This window comes from Prevotella sp. HCN-7019 (assembly GCF_037890215.1).
Taxonomy (GTDB): domain Bacteria; phylum Bacteroidota; class Bacteroidia; order Bacteroidales; family Bacteroidaceae; genus Prevotella.
Genome location: NZ_JBBKBO010000017.1, coordinates 1 through 15,018 on the forward strand (window position 1 = coordinate 1; position 15,018 = coordinate 15,018).

At 52.2% G+C, this 15,018-nt stretch carries 13 protein-coding genes; 6 read left to right on the forward strand and 7 right to left on the reverse strand.

The features are described from left to right. From WKT13_RS13010 to WKT13_RS13035, 6 genes are all read left to right on the forward strand, one after another. On the forward strand, positions 1-484 hold a 484-nt coding region (locus WKT13_RS13010; RefSeq protein ID WP_340324198.1), incomplete at its 5' end, for a hypothetical protein. A gap of 1,331 nt (positions 485-1,815) precedes the next feature. Further along, the gene (locus tag WKT13_RS13015; RefSeq protein ID WP_298617734.1) at positions 1,816-2,370 is read left to right on the forward strand and encodes a helix-turn-helix domain-containing protein; all 555 of its coding nucleotides are present in this window, start codon (positions 1,816-1,818) and stop codon (positions 2,368-2,370) included. Positions 2,371-2,451: 81 nt separating this feature from the next. Continuing rightward, entirely contained in the window at positions 2,452-4,122 is a 1,671-nt protein-coding gene (locus tag WKT13_RS13020; protein ID WP_298617731.1) for an AMP-binding protein, read from the forward strand. Between the two features lie 26 nt (positions 4,123-4,148). Continuing rightward, entirely contained in the window at positions 4,149-5,216 is a 1,068-nt protein-coding gene (gene proB, locus WKT13_RS13025; protein WP_340324199.1) for a glutamate 5-kinase, read from the forward strand. An 18-nt stretch (positions 5,217-5,234) separates the two neighbouring features. Continuing rightward, positions 5,235-6,497 carry a glutamate-5-semialdehyde dehydrogenase gene (locus WKT13_RS13030; protein ID WP_340324200.1) on the forward strand — a complete coding sequence of 421 codons (1,263 nt, stop codon included), beginning with the start codon at positions 5,235-5,237 and terminating at the stop codon, positions 6,495-6,497. Between the two features lie 82 nt (positions 6,498-6,579). Next, positions 6,580-7,542, forward strand: coding sequence for an acetylornithine carbamoyltransferase (locus tag WKT13_RS13035; protein ID WP_340324201.1), 963 nt, complete (start codon positions 6,580-6,582; stop codon positions 7,540-7,542). A 997-nt stretch (positions 7,543-8,539) separates the two neighbouring features. Here WKT13_RS13035 and rseP read toward each other — a convergent pair. From rseP to WKT13_RS13070, 7 genes are all read right to left on the reverse strand, one after another. Then, positions 8,540-9,922: an RIP metalloprotease RseP gene (gene rseP, locus WKT13_RS13040; protein ID WP_340324202.1), complete on the reverse strand. Its 1,383-nt coding sequence runs from the start codon at positions 9,920-9,922 to the stop codon at positions 8,540-8,542. A 19-nt stretch (positions 9,923-9,941) separates the two neighbouring features. Continuing rightward, positions 9,942-11,096: a 1-deoxy-D-xylulose-5-phosphate reductoisomerase gene (locus WKT13_RS13045; protein WP_340324203.1), complete on the reverse strand. Its 1,155-nt coding sequence runs from the start codon at positions 11,094-11,096 to the stop codon at positions 9,942-9,944. Continuing rightward, positions 11,093-11,623 (reverse strand): ribosome maturation factor RimM, encoded by a 531-nt coding sequence (rimM, locus tag WKT13_RS13050; protein ID WP_298617715.1) that lies wholly within the window; start codon positions 11,621-11,623, stop codon positions 11,093-11,095. The genes WKT13_RS13045 and rimM overlap by 4 nt, the downstream gene beginning before the upstream one ends. Before the next feature lies 1 nt (position 11,624). Then, positions 11,625-12,935 (reverse strand): UDP-N-acetylglucosamine 1-carboxyvinyltransferase, encoded by a 1,311-nt coding sequence (gene murA, locus WKT13_RS13055; RefSeq protein WP_298617712.1) that lies wholly within the window; start codon positions 12,933-12,935, stop codon positions 11,625-11,627. A 2-nt stretch (positions 12,936-12,937) separates the two neighbouring features. Continuing rightward, entirely contained in the window at positions 12,938-13,531 is a 594-nt protein-coding gene (locus WKT13_RS13060) for a DUF4290 domain-containing protein (RefSeq protein WP_298617709.1), read from the reverse strand. A gap of 17 nt (positions 13,532-13,548) precedes the next feature. After that, positions 13,549-14,235 (reverse strand): tRNA (adenosine(37)-N6)-threonylcarbamoyltransferase complex dimerization subunit type 1 TsaB, encoded by a 687-nt coding sequence (tsaB, locus tag WKT13_RS13065; RefSeq protein WP_298617707.1) that lies wholly within the window; start codon positions 14,233-14,235, stop codon positions 13,549-13,551. A 434-nt stretch (positions 14,236-14,669) separates the two neighbouring features. Beyond that, positions 14,670-15,018 (reverse strand): hypothetical protein (locus WKT13_RS13070; RefSeq protein ID WP_340324204.1); only part of this gene is annotated, 349 nt, incomplete at its 5' end.

A 15,018-nucleotide genomic window follows, 5' to 3' on the forward strand; every position in this document is an offset into this window, starting at 1 on the left:
GAAATACAATACGGACAGTGTTGACAGCCGGTTATGCTTAAATGAAACAGTTGGAGGCGCTGTAAAGTCTGATACCTTACAAAAACTTCTTCGGGTTGAGTATGATGCTCTCTCCACCAAGGAAAAGAAAGTCCGAACCCTTTTCGGTTATACAACACGTCTTGAGAACTATTATCAGACAGAATGTTATAAATACACATCCGACTATCATTCATATATCGATTTGATTAACAGAAAAGATTATCGGAAACTTTTCTACAGTCATAAGAAAGACACGAAAGAACAGATGATCGAGGTTTTTGATGAGCTGTTTGTTTTAGAACATGAATACGTTTCCAAAGATAAAATGGAACTATACAAAAAAGAACGGAAGGCCGGACAAGAAGATATTCCTGACAACCCGGACATAAACACGACCATTGTCACTCCGTTAGCTCCGCAGTTGGAACATATACTGAAAAACAATATGTCGCAGGTTGAATGACAACTACTCACAATATTACAGATAATAAAATAGTCTATTTAATTAGCGTATTGTCCGACGAATTCAGAACAATACAGACTATTATATCATATCCCAACCCATCACCGGCATTAATATCATACACATCAACCCGAAATCAGGCTCTGCTGAGATTCTCCGGGGATTGCTTTTATTCATGAAATAACATAAAATGCCGGAAAACGTCCTGACACCGCGTGACGGTATAAACAGTGACAGCGCGTTTTCTCACATAACAACAAGTTCACGTTGCCGCAGCCTATAAATTCTCACTGAAAAAGGACGCATGCTTCCTCTATATTCCCTCACAGTTGATATCAGCGTTTTTAAAGAAAACTCAGGCGGCGGACTTACAGTTTTTCTTGACTTTTTTTTGACAATTTTTTTTCGCGAAAGAAGTATAAAGAAATGTTAAATCCTACATAATAAAGGCTTGTTCAGGCCATACAGTCTTTTCATATACCCTGTAGTGAAATGCGGGATAATCCATACTGCATTCCGATCAAGCCCGTTTGAGGGTCTGTTCAAGCCTGTATCAGGGTGTGTTATGGTGCGTTTGAGGCCCTGAAACGGGCTGTATCATGTGCTAAAACAGTGTTTATCGCATGACAGAAAAATCATATTCGGATGTAAGCTATTGATGTTCAGTGTATTGCGTAAACCTCTCATTTCTCGCGTATTTCCGTCCGACAGAGAGTCAGCCCGCAAATTCGCGAAAAATAAACGGGGTAGAACTGAAAACTCGGACGAAAAAAACGCAGGACGCTGAATATATGAAAGCACCCCATATCGTATTCCTTCCGGCGGAAAACAACAACACCGATACAGGATTGAAACCGCAACCTTTTCTATTGAAATCAATCTCCACGAGATTTATACTGCCCCTAAATCGGTCATTATACCGCAAATATTTATTTCGTATATAGTAAATACCCTTCCTCCGTCTTCCGTTCTCTTATAACACGGAAAAACAAAACCAAGACACAACAATATATAAATCGCTATCCATCAACAGATTATATAAATATCATCAGATACGTATTGAAGCGACAGCAGCAGCTCTTATACGCGGATAAACGATTCATACAGCGTTGAGACATATTGGCCGTGACACTGTGGATGCATATTTATGCACATTTCACCGGTTTGTTGCATAAATATGCACAAAACGTTTTTGTTTAGCATATTACATTTTACAAAAAGAAAATAAAAATACTCACAATGTAATAAAACATCACATTAAAGCACACGGAAAATGAGTTTTTGAAAAATAATTATTAATTTTGAGGCATAAAACTCTAAACAATAAGAATATGGAAGACGCAATAAAACAAATAGGACAACGGCTGAAAGGGCTGCGCGAAGTACTCGACATTCCTGCCGAGGAGGTGGCCCAGCTGTGCGAGGTTTCGCTAGAACACTATATGAAGATTGAGGCCGGCGAGGCCGATCCGTCGGTGTACCGCCTCTCCAAAATATCCAAACGCTACGGCATAGCGCTCGATGTGCTGCTCTTCGGTGAAGAACCGCGCATGAGTTCTTACTTCCTGACGCGCAACGGACAGGGCATGAGCGTGGAGCGCCGCAAGGATTACAAATACCAGAGCCTCGGAGCCGGATTCAGAGGAAGAAAGGTGGACCCGTTCCTTGTGCAGGTGGACCCGAAGCCGGAAGGCACACAACACAACAAGAACTCGCACGAAGGACAGGAGTTCGACGTGGTGCTGCAAGGCGTACTCGAAATAACCATCGGCAACAAGACCATGATTCTCAACGAAGGCGACAGCATCTACTTCGACGCATCACAGATGCACTGCATGAAGGCTGTGGGCGATCAGCCGGTGAAATTCATCTGCGTGGTGATCTGACCGCGGCCCCTGCACGGAGCCATACGGCCGTACAGGCATAACATTATCATCAAGAACGTCAATACATCATACTGAAAACAAATGATAGAAAGATTTTTAACACAGACTCATTTCTCATCGGAGGAAGACTATCGCAGGAATCTGCACTTCAAGATACCGGAGAACTTCAACTTCGCCTACGACGTAATGGACGTGTGGGCTGAGGAGAAGCCCGACAAGACAGCGCTTATATGGACAGACGACGAAGACCATGAGATGTTCTTCACATACAGTGACCTCAAGGAGCAGAGCGACCGCACGGCCGCCTATTTCGCCTCTTTGGGTATAGGCCATGGCGACATGGTGATGCTCATACTGAAGCGCCGCTATGAGTGGTGGCTCGCAATGCTCGCGCTGCACAAGCTCGGAGCGGTGGCAATACCTGCAACCCACATGCTGACAAAGCACGACATAGTGTACCGCAACAACCGCGCGGGCGTCAAGGCCATCGTGTGTGTCGGCGAGGAATATGTGCTTACACAGGTGAGCGAAGCCATGCCTGAGAGTCCAACTGTGGAAACTCTCATCAGCGTGGGTCCCGCCGTACCCGAAGGTTTCCACGACTGGCACAAGGAATGGGAAGCTGCGCCGGCATTCGTCAGACCGAAACATCCGAACAGCAATGAGGACACCATGCTGATGTACTTCACCAGCGGCACCAGCGGCGAGCCCAAGATGGTGGCCCACGACTTCCTCTACGCCCTGGGACATCTCGTCACAGGCGCCTTCTGGCACAACCTGTCGGAAGACAGCATCCACCTCACCGTGGCCGACACAGGATGGGGCAAAGCCGTGTGGGGCAAGTTCTACGGCCAGTGGTTTGCCGGAGCCACGGTGTTCGTATTCGACCACGAGAAGTTCACTGCCGACAAACTGCTGCGCAAGATAGAGCAATACCACATCACATCGTTCTGCGCACCGCCTACTGTTTACCGCTTCATGATACGCGAGGACTTCTCCAAGTACGACCTCTCTTCGCTGCGCTACTGCTGCACAGCGGGCGAAGCGCTCAATCCGGCCGTGTACAACAAGTTCTACGAACTCACCGGCATCAAGATGAAGGAGGGCTTCGGACAGACCGAGACCACCATGACACTCGGCACAATGCCTTGGACCGAGCCGAAGCCGGGAAGCATGGGACTGCCCAACCCGCAGTATGACATCGACCTGCTCAAGCCCGACGGCACACCGTGCGAGGACGGAGAGAAGGGTCAGATAGTAGTGCGCGTAGGTGACCGCAAGCCCATCGGACTCTTCAAGGAGTACTACCGCGACGAGGCTCTGACACGTCAGGTATGGCACGACGGCATATACTACACCGGCGACATGGCATGGCGCGACGAGGACGGCTACTATTGGTTTGTGGGACGAATAGACGACGTGATAAAGAGCAGCGGCTACCGCATCGGCCCGTTCGAGGTGGAAAGCGCGCTGATGACCCATCCGGCCGTAGTTGAGTGTGCCATTACCGGTGTGCCGGACGACATACGAGGCATGGTGGTAAAGGCCACTATCGTACTGGGCAAGGAATGGAAGGACAAGGCCGGCGACGAACTTATAAAGGAACTGCAGAACCATGTGAAGCACGAAACTGCGCCATATAAGTATCCGCGCATAATAGAGTTCGTGGACGAACTGCCCAAGACCATCAGCGGAAAGATACGCCGCGTGGAGATACGTGAGCGCGACGGCAAGGGCAATGCCGGCAAATAAGCACAGAAGAACACTGAAGGAAAACAATGAGACTGGTCATAAAAGCCGGAAGCAACGTGCTGACACGCGGCGACGGCAAACTCGACATAACGCGCATATCGGCCCTGACCGACCAGATAGCGTGGCTGCGAAAGCAGGGACATGAGGTGATTCTCGTGTCGAGCGGAGCCGTGGCCTGCGGCAGGGGCGAGCTGAAGGAGGTGCGGCGCATGGACAGTGTGGAGCAGCGGCAGCTGTTCTCCGCGCTCGGACAGGCAAAGCTCATAAATCTGTACTACGACCTTTTCCGCGAGTACAACATACACGTGGGACAGGTGCTCACGATGAAGGAGAACTTCGCTTCGAGACGCGAGTATCTCAACCAGCGCTCATGCATGAGCGTGATGCTTGAGAACGGCGTCATACCGATAGTGAACGAGAACGACACCGTGAGCGTCACCGAGCTGATGTTCACCGACAACGACGAGCTGTCGGGACTCATAGCGTCGATGATGAACGCCGACATGCTGATAATACTAAGCAACGTCGACGGCATATGCACCGGCGAACCGGGAACGCCCGGAGCCGGAGTTATAGCTACAGTAGGGCCCGGCGACGACGTTACCTCCTACATACGCTCCGGCAAAAGCAGCGCGGGACGCGGAGGAATGACCACAAAATGCGGAATAGCACGCAAAATTGCAGACGAGGGGATAAGCGTCATCATTGCCAACGGCAGACGCGAGAACGTACTGAGAGATCTGATAACGCAACCCGGACTCGTTCCGCACACGACATTCACACCCGATCCGGAGGGCGTGTCGGGAGTGAAGAAATGGCTTGCCCACAGCGAAAGTTTCGCCAAGGGAGTCATACGCATTAACGACAAGGCACGCGACGCACTGTGCGGCGACGCGGCCGCTAGCCTGCTCATGGTAGGAGTGACAGCCGTGGAAGGTGAGTTTGAGGAAGGCGATATTGTGAACATCGTCGCAAGCGACGGACAACGGCTGGCCGTGGGACGCAGCGCATACTGCAGCGACGACGCACGCCGGCTTATTGGGAAGCACGACGTAAAACCCGTCGTGCACTACGATTATCTTTATATGGAATAACATTTAAAACTCACTACTATGGCTTTAACGGAAATCTTCTGCAACGTGAAGAAAGCGAGCCGGCAACTGGCCAGTGCCGGCGAAGAACATAAAAACACCGTACTCAACAATCTGGCTGACGCAATAATGCGCAACAAAGACACGCTGCTCAAGGCAAACTCGTTCGACCTTGAGCTGGCCGACAGCAACAGTCCCATGTACGACAGACTGATGCTCACGGACAAACGACTGGACGAAATAGCTGAAGGAATACGCAAGGTGGCGGCTCTGCCCTCGCCGCTCGACAAGGTGACATTGGAAAGAAGGCTGCCCAACGGGCTCCGGCTGCGCAAGATAAGTGTGCCGTTCGGAGTCATCGGTGCCGTGTACGAGGCAAGACCGAACGTCAGTTTCGACGTTTTCGCTCTCTGTCTGAAAAGTGGCAACGCCTGCGTTCTGAAGGGAGGAAAGGACGCCGACTGGTCCAACAGGGCCATCGTGGCACTCATACACAACGTGCTGGAGCAGAGCGGCATGAACCCGTCGGTGGTTGAGTTGCTCCCGGCGACACACGAAGCGACAGCCGACATGCTGCGCGCAACCGAATACATCGACGTGTGCATACCGCGCGGAGGGCGCAAACTCATCGACTTCGTACGCCGCACGGCGTGCGTACCGGTCATAGAGACAGGAGCGGGAGTGGTGCACACCTACTTCGACAAGGACGGTGACACACAGATGGGACGCCGCATCATCAACAATGCAAAGACAAGACGCGTAAGCGTATGCAATGCGCTCGACTGCCTCATTATCCACAGCGACCGCCTGGCCGATCTGCCGGAGCTCGTCGCACCGCTCAAGGAGCACAACGTGAAGATATATGCCGACGGACCGGCTGCCACACAGCTTGAAGGAAAATATCCCGAACAGCTCCTCAAAGCCATACCGGCCGAATGTGAGGACGACATCTACGGTACGGAGTTCATGGACTACGTGATGGCCATAAAGACCGTTGACACCGAGGACGAGGCGCTCAACCACATAGCGCGCTACGGCTCGGGACACAGCGAGTGCATCATCACAGCCAACGAGAAGGCGGCACGCTACTTCCAGAGAAGTGCCGACGCGGCATGCGTCTACTGGAATGCGCCGACGAGCTTCACCGACGGAGCACAGTTCGGACTGGGAGCGGAGATTGGCATAAGCACGCAGAAACTCGGACCAAGAGGACCTATGGGACTTGAGGAAATGACTACTTACAAATGGGTGATCGACGGCGACGGACAGACAAGAGACGCCTGACACACCGCTGCCGATGCCGTAAGGCTGACCTACAGGGACGCCGGCGGAGGCAAGAAAACGACAAATGACAAAACAACAGGATATGCATACATTTTTCAACGTAGAAGATCTGGGATGCCTCGACAAGGCTTTGGAAGAGGCACGGGAGATAAAACAGAACAGATTCGGATATCAGTCGCTCGGCAAGAACAAGACCTTGCTGATGATATTCTTCAACAACAGTCTGCGCACAAGACTGAGCACGCAGAAGGCTGCCATGAATCTTGGCATGAACGTCATAGTGCTCGACGTAAACGCCGGCGCATGGAAGCTCGAGACGGAGCGCGGTGTCATCATGGACGGCGACAAGTCCGAACATCTGCTTGAGGCCATACCGGTGATGGGTTCCTACTGCGACATCATCGGCATACGCTCGTTTGCCGGACTGACCGACCGCGAGTTCGACTACGCCGAGACCATCGTGCAGCAGTTCGTCAAATACAGCGGCCGGCCGGTGTTTGCCATGGAGACTGCCACGGTGCACCCGCTGCAGGCATTCGCCGACCTCATCACCATTGAGGAGCACAAGACCAAGGCACGTCCGAAGGTTGTGCTGACATGGGCACCCCACTGCCGCGCGCTGCCGCAGGCCGTTCCCGACTCGTTCGCACAGTGGATGAACGCTGCCGACGTTGACTTCGTCATCACCCATCCCGAAGGCTACGAGCTCGACCCGAAGTTCGCCGGAAACGCCCGTGTCACCTACAATCAGATGGAAGCACTCGAGGGCGCCGACTTCGTTTACGCAAAGAACTGGAGCTGTCCGGGCGTGACACGTCCCGAAGACTACGGCAAGATACTGAGCAAAGACATGAGCTGGACCATCGACAGCCGCCACATGGCTGTGACAGACAACGGCAAGTTCATGCACTGTCTGCCCGTACGCCGCGGTCTCATCGTGACCGACGACGTGATAGAAGGCCCCAACTCGCTCGTAATACCCGAGGCCGCAAACCGCGAGATTTCGGCCGAAGTGGTGATGAAACGCATGCTTGAGGCTCTTTAAAGAATAAAGAAAAGGCGTCGGAAAAAATATTCCGACGCCTTTTTCATGCTCTGCCGGCAGAGAGGAACATCTTTTCCACAAAGCAGGAAAATATTTCTTACTGAAACCAATCACGCAGAATTTCCACTGAGGCGGATTTTATCGACATATGGGAAAAGCATTCAAAGGAAATACGGCGACGTTTGGTTTCAATAAAAAACGCGGTTTCAAGTCTTAATCAGCGTCGTTGCCTTATGCTGAAAGTATGTCAAACCGGGCACTTTCAGATTTTCAGCATTCTGTGATTTTTCTGTCCGGGTTTTCTGTTCTACCCCGAAAAATAAGCGAGTATTTGCGAGCGGACTCTCCTTCGGATGCAAATTCGCGAATTATAAGAGTTTTATGTAAAATACTGAACATCAAATACTTATATCTGACATATATTTTTTCGTTCTGCGATAAGCACCGTTTCAGCCCCTGATACAGCCCGTTTCAGGGCCTCAAACGCACCATAACACACCCTGATACAGGCTTGAACAGACCCTCAAACGGGCTTGATCGGAATGCAGTATGGATTATCCGGCATTTCACTACAGGGTATATGAAAAGACCGTTCTGTATGAAATGCCCTTTATTGGATATGATTTAACATTTCTTTACATCTCTTTTGCGAAAAAATTTTGTCAAAAAAAAGTCAAGAAAAACTGTAAGTCCGTCGTCCGAGTTTTCTTTAAAAGTGCCTTTATCAGCCGTGAGATGAGAACACGGTATACTGCCGGCGCATACCCCTACCCGACTTCTCACACAGCAGGAAGCACGAAAAAAGGATGGAACGCAGGACATCGGAGAGTCTCCACCTGCGTTCCATCCTTGTTATATCATACAGTCACACCTTATATTATAATGTGACCGCTTTTCCATTATCACGTCCTTGACTTTGCCTCAGTACGCCACTGCCGGTGCGTCATGATATACCCGTGCGCCGGAGTAGCATGTAATGCTCCGCGCACACAGTGGTTTACATGTATCCGAGCCAGCGCAGTATGTCGTTCAAATTGGCGACAAGCATCAGCAGCATCAGTATGATGATACCAACATACTCGGCACGTATCATGAACGTCTCGCTCGGTTTGCGGCGTGTCACCATCTCATAGAAGAGGAAAAGCACGTGTCCGCCGTCGAGCGCCGGAATGGGAAGAATGTTCATGAAGGCCAGTATGATGCTGAGGAATGCCGTCATAAGCCAGAACGAATGCCAGTCCCATACAGGCGGGAAGAGGCTTCCTATAGAACCGAAACCGCCGAGCGACTTCGCTCCGTCGGCCGAGAAGACATACTTCATGTCGCCCACATAGCCGGCGAGAACATTCCATCCGTACTTCACACCGGCCGGGAAACTCTCGAAGAAGCCGTAAGACACGTGTGTAGGTTTGTAATAAGCGTACACTGACTTCACGCCGAATCCGAGTTCCATATTATTGTCAAGCGTAGCACCTGCCTTGATTGTCACCGGACGTCCGCCCGCCATGCGTACGAAAGCAAGGTTCAACGTGCGTGCAGCAAGGCTGTCGGTACGGTTCTGCGCACCTGCCAGCATATCGCGGCGACGGCCCATTTCGTTCTGGAACTCGTTGTATGAATCTATCTTCTTGCCGTCCAGTTCGACAATGCGGTCGCCTGCACGCAGTCCGATGCGGCGCGCTATGGAGTTGTCAAACACGGTGTCTATGCGTGCCGGAATGAGCGGACGCGCGAACATCGGTTCCGACTTCAGCATGTTGAGCAGGTTGATGTTGCCCGTAAGAGCTATCGACATCTTCTTGCCGTCGCGTATGATGTCGGCGCGGTAAGCCTCGGAGAGGTCTCTGAACATGTCGGCGCCGAACTTCTTGAACTCGCCTTTCTCTGTGCCGACGAGTATGTCGCCGTCGCGGAAACCGAGAGCCTTGGCTTCGCTGTTGAACTTCATGCCCATGTACATGTCCTTAGTACGCACGTAGTCCTCGCCCCAGTGGAACAGACACATGGAATAGATGAACAGCGCCAGGACGAAATTCACAAGCACACCACCCACCATGATGAGAAGCCGTTGCCACGCGGGCTTGGAGCGGAACTCCCACGGCTGTACGGGTTGTTTCATCTGTTCGCTGTCGAACGACTCGTCTATCATTCCGGAAATCTTGCAATATCCGCCCAGAGGCAGCCATCCCACACCGTATGTAGTCTCGCTCTTCTTGGGCTTGAACTCAAACAGGTGGAACCACGGATCAAAGAATAAGTAGAACTTCTCCACACGAACGCCGAAGAGCTTTGAGAAAAAGAAATGGCCGCCTTCGTGCAGAAGAACAAGAATAGAGATTGCCAGCATGAACTGCAGCAGTCTTATCAAAAAAACTTCCATTATTGTTTATTGTATGATTTTAGTTGTTCATTAACTCGCGTGCGACGCGCCGTGCCTCGGCGTCTGTCTGCACGTAGGTGTCATAACTCGGCGAAGCGTCGAACGCCACGCGCTCCATCGTACGCTCGATGATGTCGGCCATGGCCGGGAAAGAGCATTCACCGCGGCGGAAACCTTCGTTCACTATCTCGTTGGCCGCATTCACTATACACGGCATATTGCCTCCGCGACGTATCGACTCGAACGCTATGGCCAGACAGCGGAACTTCTCCAGGTCGGGTTCGAAGAACTCGAGCGGCTGGCGGAAAAGGTCGAGACGGTCGCCGGAGAGCGGCAGACGGTCAGGATAGGTGAACGCGTACTGTATGGGAAGGCGCATGTCGGGCACTCCTAGCTGGGCCTTCACCGCACCGTCGCAGAACTGCACGGCACTGTGTACTATCGACTGCGGATGGACGAGCACCTGTATCTTCTCGGCCGGAACGCCGAAGAGCCAGCGGGCCTCTATCACCTCGAAGCCCTTGTTCATCATCGTAGCAGAGTCGATGGTTATCTTGGCGCCCATGTCCCACGTGGGATGCTTCAGGGCGTCGGCAGCCGTCACCGTGGCCATCTGCTCCTTTGTAAAGAGACGGAACGGTCCGCCCGATGCGGTGAGCAGAATCTTCTCCACAGGATTGTCGCCCTCGCCCACGATGCTCTGGAATATGGCCGAGTGCTCACTGTCCACAGGCAGTATCTGCACACGGTTCTCCATGGCAAGGCGGCATATCAGTTCGCCGGCCACGACAAGCGTCTCCTTGTTGGCCAGACATATTGTCTTATGCGCGCGTATGGCGTGTATTGTCGGCGAAAGACCGGCAAAACCCACCATGGCCGTAAGCACCATGTCTATGGGCGACGCCTCTACTATCTGGCCGAGAGCGTCGCGTCCTGCATACACTTTTATTTCGGGAAGATCTGAAAGGAGTTCTTTCAGTCTGTCGTAATGTTCTTCGTTGGCGATAACTACCGCCGCCGGACGGAACTCGCGGGCCTGTTGCGCCAGCTGTTCCACTCTGTTGTTGGCTGTCAGGCAGTAGACTTCGAAAAGGTCGGAATGTTCCCTTATGACGTCAAGCGCCTGTGTTCCTATCGAGCCGGTTGACCCGAGAATACATATCTGTTTCTTCATAACCTATGCAAATCCAGTAATCCTTCCGGCAGGCGCATCCTCACTTCGCGGCGCTCCACGTCGAAGGAATCTATCAAATCCTCATTTGCCGGGATGAGCATGTCCTCACCCTCCGGCGAGTCCACCTCAAACAGCAGGTTGGCGGTGCTGCTGTCCACCGAGCGGATAGTGCCTACGGTCTGTCCGCTGTTCTCGTCGATGAGCGTGAAACCGGCTATCTCGGCCCATGTCACCTCCTCGTCGGTTGCATCAGAAAGGCTTCGCGGGAAGTAAACCGCGCAGCCCGTAAGGTCGCGAGCACGCTCCTGTGAGTCGATGCCGCAGAACTTCACAAGCGCCGTAGTGCCGCTATTGAATCGGTAGCTCTCCATGAAGAAGGGCACCAGAATACCGTCGATGTCGAGCACAAGATACTCGGCGTCGCAGCGGTCGAACACATCGTCATCGAACGCGAACGAAAGTTCGCCTCCCACGCCGTGCGGTTTGCCTATGCGGCCTATTCTGTAAACATCCTCCTGTCTTATCATATCAGCATCCTGTTCGCGTTATCTTCGCTCCGAGGGCGTTCAGGCGCGCCTCTATGTCTTCATATCCGCGGTCTATCTGCGCGATGTTCTCAATGCGGCTGGTGCCCTTGGCGCTCATGGCGGCAATAAGCAACGCGATACCCGCACGGATGTCGGGACTGGTCATTCGGCCTGCCCTGAGCTGTTTGCGTCGGTCGTGGCCTATCACCACGGCGCGGTGCGGATCGCACAGTATTATCTGAGCGCCCATGTCGATGAGCTTGTCCACAAAGAACAGACGGCTCTCAAACATCTTCTGATGGAACAACACGCTGCCGCGGGCCTGTGTGGCCACAACGATGAGCACCGACAGAAGGTCAGGCGTAAGTCCGGGCCACGGAGCGTCGGCAAGTGTCATTATGGTGCCGTCGATGAACGAGTCTACCTCGTAATGATCCTGTCTGGGCACGAAAATATCGTCGCCATCTATCTCAAGACGTACGCCCAGACGGCGGAAAGCGTCGGGAATGATGCCGAGATTGCGCATCGACACATTCTTTATCCTCACACCGTCGCCCACCATGGCGGCCATTCCTATGAACGACCCCACCTCGATCATGTCGGGCAATATGCGATGGTTGACACCGTGGAGCGACTTCACACCGACAATGGTTATATAGTTGGAACCTATGCCGCTGATGTTTGCACCCATGCCGTTGAGCATGTGGCAGAGCTGTTGTATATAAGGTTCGCACGCGGCATTATATATAGTGGTGGTGCCTTCGGCCAGCACGGCGGCCATGATGATGTTGGCCGTACCCGTTATCGACGCCTCGTCGAGCAGCATGTAGCAGCCCTTCAGATGTTCGGCTTCGATGTTATAGACGTTGCGGTCGGTATCAACCACCAGTTCGGCGCCGAGATACTTGAATCCCAGAAAGTGAGTGTCGAGCCTGCGGCGTCCTATCTTGTCGCCTCCCGGCTCGGCTATAGTGGCCTTGCCGAAGCGTCCGAGCAGCGGGCCCATAAGCAGCACGCTGCCGCGCAGGGCGGAGCATTTTCTCACATACTCGTCGCTGCCGAGATAGCTGAAATCCAGCTCGTCAGCCTTGAACGTATAGTCGTTGCGCGAGTTGCGCGTCACTTTCACTCCCATATTCTGCAACAGCAGTATGAGATTGTTCACGTCAAGAATGTCAGGAATATTGGTTATCCTCACCTCCTCATCCGTGAGCAGCACAGCGCTTATCACCTCGAGCGCCTCGTTTTTCGCCCCCTGCGGGGATATAGAGCCTTTAAGCGGGTGACCGCCTTCGATGACAAACGATTCCATAATTATCTTCTTTTGCGTTTGCGTTCAGTGTCTTTGACTTCCATCTTCTCAAACTCGAACGTATCCAGATCCAGCTGCACCCGTCCGCCTGTGTATGCCGCAAGGTCCGAAGCCACCTTCTCGTCGTCGGCCGAACCGTTGCTCCACTGTTTCAGATTGCGTTTCATCTGGTTGGCAGTGATGCGCACCAGCTCGTCACGCTCCGGTCCGTCGGGCATGGTCTTGAGCTTGTCGAATATCTCAAACATCATGTTTCCGTAGTGCTTCACCGGAATCTTCTTCATCGGATACTCCACCGGTGTCGGCTTCTCGGCTATCTTACCAGCCTTGCTGATGTCGCACGGATAGTCGATGTCGAGCCTGAAACCGCTCATAATGGCCAGATGGTCCCACAGCTTCTGCTGGAAGTCGGCAGTTCCCGCAGCCTGCGGAAACATGCGCTCCATTATAGCCACGATGGCATTGGCGCAGCGCTGACGCTCGTCCCTGTCCTCCAGCGTCACGGCATAGTCTATCATGCTCTGCACCTCACGTCCGTATTCGGGCATGATGAGCTTCTCGCGCTGGGTGTTATAGTCTAATCCTTCTATGTTCATTGTTTGTGTCTGCGTTATTATAATTTTGCCGATTTCTTGGCAACGAAGTCTTTCAGATAGAACGGCACAAAGTAAGCCACATCCTCAAAACGCTCCTCAGCCATGCGTTTCTCAGCCAGAGGCGACATCCACTTGGCCAGAGGCTTCACGTCGGGAATAAGACGCGCGTTGGGATGATTAATCTCAGGCATGCACTTGGCTGCGCCGTTACCGAAGAAATATACGGGGCCGCGGTCGAGATACTCGCGGTAGGTGTCGGCCGTCACTACGTCGGCACCGACTTCTCTCACCACCTTCAGCGACCTGTCGTATATGGCGGCGTAAACCTCCATGCGGCGTGCGTCGATCATCGGACACAACAGTGCGCCCTCCTCTACCTTCTCACCCAAAAGCACCGGCACGGCCAGCAGTTCGAGAGTAGGTACAGCCAGCAGTTTCAGGTCACGGCCGTAGCACACGCCTTTGGCCATCGACACTCCTATGCGCAGACCGGTGTAAGAGCCCGGACCACAACTCACTGCCACCGCATCGAACGGTATGGCATGGCTGTCGGCAAACGACAGCGCCTCGTCAACAAACGAACCCAGCTTCACGGCGTGGTTGGGACCTCCGAAGTCTTCATTACTGTAAATGCAGGCTCCGTCCTGACTGACGGCCACCGAACATACGTCGGTGCTCGTCTCTATATGCAAAATACACGACATTTTCTGATGTTTGTTTTTATAAAACACGTTTTCGCGAAGCCGCACTATGGCTGCCTCGACGTTAACGGCATTTCGTACAACTATTGTAAAGACAATGCAGACGAGCGTAAAGAAAGTTTACTTTCAATTTCCCGAGTGCAGTTTATCTTTTGCAAAGATAATGCAAATCGAATGCAGAACAAAATAAATGAAAATCTTTCTTTCATTTATTTTTTATGCTGAGATGCAGCTTATATTATAAGAATATAAGGTAAATAGCATAAAGAAAAAATAAGATTATTTATTTTTCGCACAATAGCGACATTATGTGTCAACCTTCAGAATATGCAGAAAGGCCATAAGTCCATCGACCTACAGCCTTTCAGAATATCTATAATCCGTATATTTCTACATTATTATACAAGAACTACTTTTCAACAACCAGACCATACTGGTTATTCGTTCACGGTCGATGGTGTCAGACGCAGTGTGTAGGTGTATGAACCGCTTGTGGGGCACTCGTACTGCGGCAGACAGGAATCTCCTCCACAGCTGTTGTTGCCCAGTCCGCGCTGCCAGTAGTCGAAGTGTGCATAGACAGTGTTGTCACGTGTCAGGTCGTAGGAGTGAAGTTTGTTCTCCCACAGTTTTTCTTTCATCCATGCACTTTCGTTGTAGTGCGACAGCGAGAATGCCACCAGACCCTCTGTCTGCACTGTCAGGTTTGCACCGTTAGTGCGGTCGGTGAGTACAAGTTCGCGCAGAGCCTGTCGGTCGCCCATTGTCTGTGGGTGGGGCAGTTCC

What these genes read in the sequence shown, in the direction of transcription:
- WKT13_RS13015 (WP_298617734.1), top strand. Translation starts at nt 1,816, where the DNA reads ATGGAAGACGCAATAAAACAAATAGGACAACGGCTGAAAGGGCTGCGC.
- WKT13_RS13030 (WP_340324200.1), top strand. Translation starts at nt 5,235, where the DNA reads ATGGCTTTAACGGAAATCTTCTGCAACGTGAAGAAAGCGAGCCGGCAA.
- WKT13_RS13045 (WP_340324203.1), bottom strand. Translation starts at nt 11,096, where the DNA reads ATGAAGAAACAGATATGTATTCTCGGGTCAACCGGCTCGATAGGAACA.
- murA (WP_298617712.1), bottom strand. Translation starts at nt 12,935, where the DNA reads ATGGAATCGTTTGTCATCGAAGGCGGTCACCCGCTTAAAGGCTCTATA.
- rimM (WP_298617715.1), bottom strand. Translation starts at nt 11,623, where the DNA reads ATGATAAGACAGGAGGATGTTTACAGAATAGGCCGCATAGGCAAACCG.
- WKT13_RS13060 (WP_298617709.1), bottom strand. Translation starts at nt 13,531, where the DNA reads ATGAACATAGAAGGATTAGACTATAACACCCAGCGCGAGAAGCTCATC.
- WKT13_RS13035 (WP_340324201.1), top strand. Translation starts at nt 6,580, where the DNA reads ATGCATACATTTTTCAACGTAGAAGATCTGGGATGCCTCGACAAGGCT.
- proB (WP_340324199.1), top strand. Translation starts at nt 4,149, where the DNA reads ATGAGACTGGTCATAAAAGCCGGAAGCAACGTGCTGACACGCGGCGAC.
- rseP (WP_340324202.1), bottom strand. Translation starts at nt 9,922, where the DNA reads ATGGAAGTTTTTTTGATAAGACTGCTGCAGTTCATGCTGGCAATCTCT.
- WKT13_RS13020 (WP_298617731.1), top strand. Translation starts at nt 2,452, where the DNA reads ATGATAGAAAGATTTTTAACACAGACTCATTTCTCATCGGAGGAAGAC.
- tsaB (WP_298617707.1), bottom strand. Translation starts at nt 14,235, where the DNA reads ATGTCGTGTATTTTGCATATAGAGACGAGCACCGACGTATGTTCGGTG.